6 protein-coding genes and 1 pseudogene are annotated in these 5581 nt (G+C 67.8%); 5 read left to right on the top strand and 2 right to left on the bottom strand.

From position 1 onward, the window contains the following. The 4 genes from G3N99_RS33520 to creD all read left to right on the top strand — a co-directional run. On the top strand, positions 1-368 hold a 368-nt coding region (locus G3N99_RS33520), incomplete at its 5' end, for an SDR family oxidoreductase (protein WP_206124516.1). A 78-nt stretch (positions 369-446) separates the two neighbouring features. Then, the gene (gene creB / locus G3N99_RS33515) at positions 447-1151 is read left to right on the top strand and encodes a two-component system response regulator CreB (protein ID WP_174986278.1); all 705 of its coding nucleotides are present in this window, start codon (positions 447-449) and stop codon (positions 1149-1151) included. 15 nt (positions 1152-1166) lie between these two features. Continuing rightward, complete coding sequence (creC, locus tag G3N99_RS33510) at positions 1167-2618, top strand: two-component system sensor histidine kinase CreC (protein WP_174986276.1); 1452 nt, start codon at positions 1167-1169, stop codon at positions 2616-2618. A gap of 104 nt (positions 2619-2722) precedes the next feature. Further along, the gene (creD, locus tag G3N99_RS33505; RefSeq protein WP_206124515.1) at positions 2723-4114 is read left to right on the top strand and encodes a cell envelope integrity protein CreD; all 1392 of its coding nucleotides are present in this window, start codon (positions 2723-2725) and stop codon (positions 4112-4114) included. Between the two features lie 84 nt (positions 4115-4198). Here creD and G3N99_RS33500 read toward each other — a convergent pair whose 3' ends face one another. After that, positions 4199-4621 carry a RidA family protein gene (locus G3N99_RS33500; RefSeq protein WP_174986272.1) on the bottom strand — a complete coding sequence of 141 codons (423 nt, stop codon included), beginning with the start codon at positions 4619-4621 and terminating at the stop codon, positions 4199-4201. 334 nt (positions 4622-4955) lie between these two features. On the opposite strand from G3N99_RS33500, the gene G3N99_RS42625 reads away from it, so the two are divergent. Then, positions 4956-5153, top strand: coding sequence for an oxidoreductase-like domain-containing protein (locus G3N99_RS42625; RefSeq protein WP_011354524.1), 198 nt, complete (start codon positions 4956-4958; stop codon positions 5151-5153). A gap of 75 nt (positions 5154-5228) precedes the next feature. On the opposite strand, the pseudogene G3N99_RS33490 reads toward G3N99_RS42625, so the two are convergent. Then, positions 5229-5581 (bottom strand): annotated as a pseudogene (locus G3N99_RS33490) (MFS transporter); the annotation flags it as partial.

Below are 5581 nucleotides of genomic sequence, written 5' to 3'. Positions count from 1 at the left end.
CCGCGCTGAACGCATCGAAGGCCGCGCTGCCGCACCTGCTGGCGAACCCGGCCGGGCGCATCGTCAACATCGGCGCGGGCGCGGCGTTCAAGGCCGGCACGGGGATGGGCGCGTACGCCGCCGCGAAGGCCGGCGTCGCGCGGCTCACCGAGGCGCTGGCGGCCGAATTGCTCGACCGCGGCGTGACGGTGAACGCGATCCTGCCGAGCATCATCGATACGCCGCCGAACCGCGCGGACATGCCGGACGCGGATTTCACGCGCTGGGTGAAGCCGGAGCAGATCGCGGCGACGATCGGCTTCCTGCTGTCGGCCGACGCGCAGGCGATCACCGGCGCGTCGATTCCGGTGACCGGCCGCGTGGCATAGCGCGACGGGCAGGGGCTCGCGCCGCGGCCGGCCGTGCGTACAATGTCGCACCGGATTGCGCGAGCCCAGCCTGAGACCATGCATCAGCCCAATATCCTGATCGTCGAAGATGAAGTGGCGATCGCGGACACGATCATCTACGCCCTCGGCACCGACGGCATGCAGACCGTCCACTGCACACTCGGCCAGGCGGCGCTCGACCACCTGCGCGACACGCGCTTCGATCTCGTGGTGCTCGACGTCGGCCTGCCGGATCTCAGCGGCTTCGAGGTGTGCCGGCGGCTGCGCACGTTCTCCGACGTGCCGGTGATCTTCCTCACCGCGCGGCACGATGAAATCGACCGGATCGTCGGGCTCGAAATCGGCGCCGACGATTACGTGGTCAAGCCGTTTTCGCCGCGCGAGCTGGCGGCGCGGGTGCGCGTGATCCTGCGGCGTTTCTACCGGACGGCCGCCCCCGAAGCGACACCCGTACCCGTGCCGGCTGCGACCATCGCACCGGGCTTCACACTCGATACCGATGGCGCGCGCGTGTCGTGGCTGGGGCACGCGCTGGACCTCACACGCTACGAATTCGGGCTGCTGGCGCTGCTGGTCCGCCATCCGGGGCGCATCTATTCGCGCGAACAGTTGATGGACCTCGTGTGGCACGAGGCCTTCGATTCGGCCGACCGCACGGTCGACACGCACATCAAGACGCTGCGTGCGAAGCTGCGCGCGATCGACCCCGAGCGCGACCCGATCCGCACGCATCGCGGGATGGGTTATTCGCTGCAACCGTAACGACCGGCTCCGTTCATGCATATCGGCCTGCGCATCTTCTTCGGCTTTTTCCTGATCGTCGGCCTGGCCGCGCTGATCACGTTGCGCGTGTTCGTGCAGGAGGTGAAGCCGGGCGTGCGCGAGGCGATGGAGGACACGCTCGTCGATACCGCGCAAGTGCTCGCGACGCTGGCCGCCGACGACATGGCGAACGGCCACATCGCCGACGGCGCGTTCGCGCGGCAGCTCTCGAATCTGCACGAACACCCGGTCAGCGCGAACGTATGGGGCGTGCAGAAGAACGCGATCGGCTACCGCCTCTACATCACCGACGCGCATGGCATCGTGCGCTACGACTCGTCCGGAAAGGCGGTCGGGCAGGACTATTCGCGCTGGAACGACGTGTACCGGACGCTGCGCGGCGAGTACGGCGCGCGCAGCACGCGCAGCGATCCGAACGACGACAGCAGCACCGTGATGCACGTGGCGGCGCCGATCCGTCGCGGCAACGAGATCATCGGCGTGTTGACGATCGCGAAGCCGAACCAGACGGTCGCGCCGTTCATCGCGCGCAGCCAGCGCAAGATCATGCTGTACGGCGCGCTGCTGATGGGCGGTGCGATCCTGATCGGCGTGGCCTGCACCTGGTGGCTGGTGGTCGGGCTGCGGCGCCTGCAGCGCTATGCGCGCGCGATCGCGGCGGGCGAGCGGGCCGACATGCCGCTGCAGGGCGCGAGCGAACTCGCCGAGCTGGGGCGCGCGGTGGAAAGCATGCATCAGCGGCTGGAAGACCGCCAGTACGTCGAAACCTACATCCACACACTCACGCACGAGATGAAAAGCCCGCTGGCGGCGATCAGCGGCGCGGCCGAACTGCTGCAGGAAGAGATGCCGGTCGCGAACCGCCGGCGCTTCACCGAGAACATCCGTCGCCAGGCCGGCCGCCTCGAACAGATGATCCGCAAGCTGCTCGCGCTGGCCGAAGTCGAGCAGAAGCAGCGCCTGTCGGTGCGCGAACCGGTCGCGTTGCGGCCGGTGCTCGAACAGCTCGTCGACGATATCGAGCCGCGCGCGCGGCAGCGCGGCGTGAACCTCACGATCGACGCGCACGACGCGGCCGACCCGGCGGTCGTCGAGGGCGATCCGTTCCTGCTGCGCCAGGCGCTCGGCAACCTGCTCGACAACGCGCTGGATTTCGCGCCGAAGGGCAGCACGATCCGCATTGCGCTCGAACGGCAGCCGGCGGGCAGGGCGCACGTCGCCGTCGTGCGCGTGGCCGACGACGGCCCCGGCGTGCCCGACTACGCACTGGCGCGCGTGTTCGAGCGCTTCTACTCGCTGCCGCGCCCCGACGGGCAGGATCGCAGCACGGGCCTCGGGCTGTGTTTCGTCCGCGAAGTCGCGATGCTGCACCACGGCCAGGTCGCGCTCGCGAACCGCGACGAAGGCGGCGCGTGCGCGACGCTCACGCTGCCGTCGGCGGGCTGAGCGCGCTTCACGTTCGCCTCACATTCGCTTCACACCGGCTTCAATCGCCCTTCACCGGGGCTGCTCATGCTGACCGTACCCTTTTACTCCGGTACTTGTCGGCCATGAATCGAGTCCTGTTGTTCAAATTCGCGATCACCGCGTTCCTCGCGCTGCTGATCCTGATCCCGCTGCAGATGGTGCAAAGCATCGTGCAGGAACGCTCCGCGTATCGCCGGGATGCGCTGCAGAGCATCTGGTCGAGCTATGCGGGGCCGCAGACGGTGGCGGGTCCCGTGCTCGTCGTGCACTACACGGAAGTCACGCGCGTACGCGACGACACGCCGGCCCGCGGCGCGGCCAAGACGAGCCTGCGAAGCGAGACGAAGCGCCTGCTCGTGTTTCCGAAGACGCTGAACGTCGACGGCACGTTGACGACCAGCGTCCGCTATCGCGGCATCCACAAGGCGCTGGTGTACGAGCTGGCCAGCCGGATGACCGGCACGCTGCCGTTGCCGGACCTGAAGAAGCTGCCTCAGGCGGACGGCCACGTGAGCTTCAAGGTCGACGACGTCTATGTGTCGATCGGCATCGGCGACATTCGTGGGTTGACCGCGCAACCCGACCTGCGCATCGGCGGCGCGCGCTTCGACGTCGAGCAGGGCACGCGGCTGGACAGCCTGCGCCAGGGTGTGCACGCGAACGTCGATCTCGCGGCGCTGGCGGAAGCAAACGCGGGGGCGGCCGTGCCGTTCAGCATCGACCTGCCGTTGCGCGGCGCGGATTCCGTCGCGTTCGCGCCGGTGGGCGACCAGAACGATTTCTCGCTGAAATCGACGTGGCCGCATCCGAGTTTCGACGGCGCGTTCCTGCCGAACAACCGCACGGTCGATGCGCGCGGCTTCACCGGCAACTGGCGCGTGACGTCGTTCAACACGAAGGCGCGTGAACAGATCATCTCGGGCAACGGGGAAGGCGCGATCGAAATGGCGTCGGTATCGGTGATCGAACCCGTGAACGTCTATCTGCAGGCCGAACGCGCGACGAAGTATGGCGCGCTGTTCGTGATGCTCACGTTCGCGAGCTTCTTCATGTACGAACTCGTGAAGCGGCTGCGCATTCACCCGATCCAGTACACGCTGGTCGGCCTGTCGCTCGCGCTGTTCTTCCTGTTGCTGCTGAGCCTGTCCGAGCACATCAGGTTCGCGTATGCGTATCTCGCGGCGAGCGGCGCATGCATCGGGTTGCTTGCCTTCTACCTGTCGTTCGTGCTGCACAGCGTGAAGCGCGGGGTGGTGTTCGCGGTGCTGCTCGGGGTGCTCTACGCGGCGCTCTACGGGTTGCTGCTGTCGGAAGACAACGCACTGATGCTCGGTTCGCTGCTGCTGTTCGCGATCCTCGCCGGCATCATGACGCTCACGCGCCGCGTCGACTGGTATTCGCTCGGTGCCGCGTGGCAGCCGCTGGCCGACAAGGCGGGTGCGGGCGCCGCGAAGCCGGGCGCGCAGGTGAAGTAAGCGCGCGGGTGGCGGGGAAGCGCGCCGGTCGGGAACGAGCCGACCGGCGCGTGAGGCGGCGAGGCAGCGCACTGCATCGCCGCTTCACGCACGCGATGCAGGCCGGCGAAACCGCGCCAGCGGAATCTCGGCAACAGCAGTGATCTCGATCAGCAGATCGGGATGGTAGAGACGCTCGACCTGAACGGTCGTCGTCACGGGATAGGGCTCGGCGAAGACCGTCCTGCGGATGTCGCCGGCCTGCATGAAGGCATCGATGTCGGTCGCGTAGTGAACGAGCGAGATCACGTCCTGCATCTGTCCGCCCAGCGTGGCGAGCACGGCGCGGATGTTGTCGAGTGTCTGCCGCACCTGCGTGCGCATGTCGCCGTGGCCGACCACCTGGCCGTCGCGGTCGAGGGCCACTTGCCCCTTCAGATGCACGATCCGGCCGTCACCCTGGATCACGGCCATCGAGAACGCGCCGAACGGCGCCCAGACTTCCGGCGGATTCACTGCTTCAGCCATGACGCAGCTCCTGTGTGGCGTGAATGGGGCGAGTGCAACGGATCGATGCCGTCTGCCTTCGCGCCATTATCGATGAGTTCGCCGTTGCGCTGCCCGCTCGATCACGACACGCCGGTCTGCGAAGTACACGCAGTGGATCACGATCGCCGACCTGGAGGCGCGCAAGTATTACTTCCGGACGTATGACGATACGGTGATGCGCGTGATCGACCCGGCGACGTCGAAGGTGTCGACGGCCGCGTCGAACCGACAGCCGTCCAGCCGTTCGGCCTGCAGAAAGCGGCGGTGGCCCGGATCGACCTATACTGATCGTCTTACTTCACCGGACCACGCCGTGCCGAACCAACCTTCCGGGGATCCGTCCGTCGATGATCCCCGTCCGACCCCGCCCATCCAACCCGAACTGGAAGACTGCTGCAACAGCGGCTGCTCGCCGTGCGTCTTCGATCTCTACGACGAAGCACTCGCGCGCTATCGCGTCGAGCTGGCCGAATGGGAAGCGCGACAGGCGCAACGCAAGCATCACGCGTAAGCCGGCTCCAGGCGAGCCGCTACCTCTGCACCGTTTCCGCGTCAGACCCTGCCGTCGCTGCGATTCCCGTCGCGCTTACGTCCCGGGGTGCAGCCGCCGATGCAGCGGCCCGAGCATGGCCGACAGCGCGATGCACACGAGCAGCACGGCCGTCAGCGCGAACATCGACGTCCTGAAGCCCTGCACATAATCGAGCGCGGCCGGATGCGCGCCCAGCCGGGCGAAGAACATGCCGCCGAGCGTGGCCGCGCCGACGGCCGCACCGATCTGCAGCATCGCGGTGACCATCCCGGAGGCGACCCCCGCGCGCGCCGTGTCGACTTCCGCGAGCACGATCCGCACGACTGACGGCAGCACGAGGCCCTGGCCGATCCCGATCGCCGCGATCCCCGCGTAAAAGCCGGGGCCCGGCGCGGCTGCACCGGCCA

It is taken from the genome of Burkholderia sp. Ac-20392 (genome assembly GCF_017104585.1).
Classification (GTDB): Bacteria; Pseudomonadota; Gammaproteobacteria; order Burkholderiales; family Burkholderiaceae; genus Burkholderia; species Burkholderia lata.
This window is presented reverse-complemented; position numbering and strand designations above follow the sequence as displayed.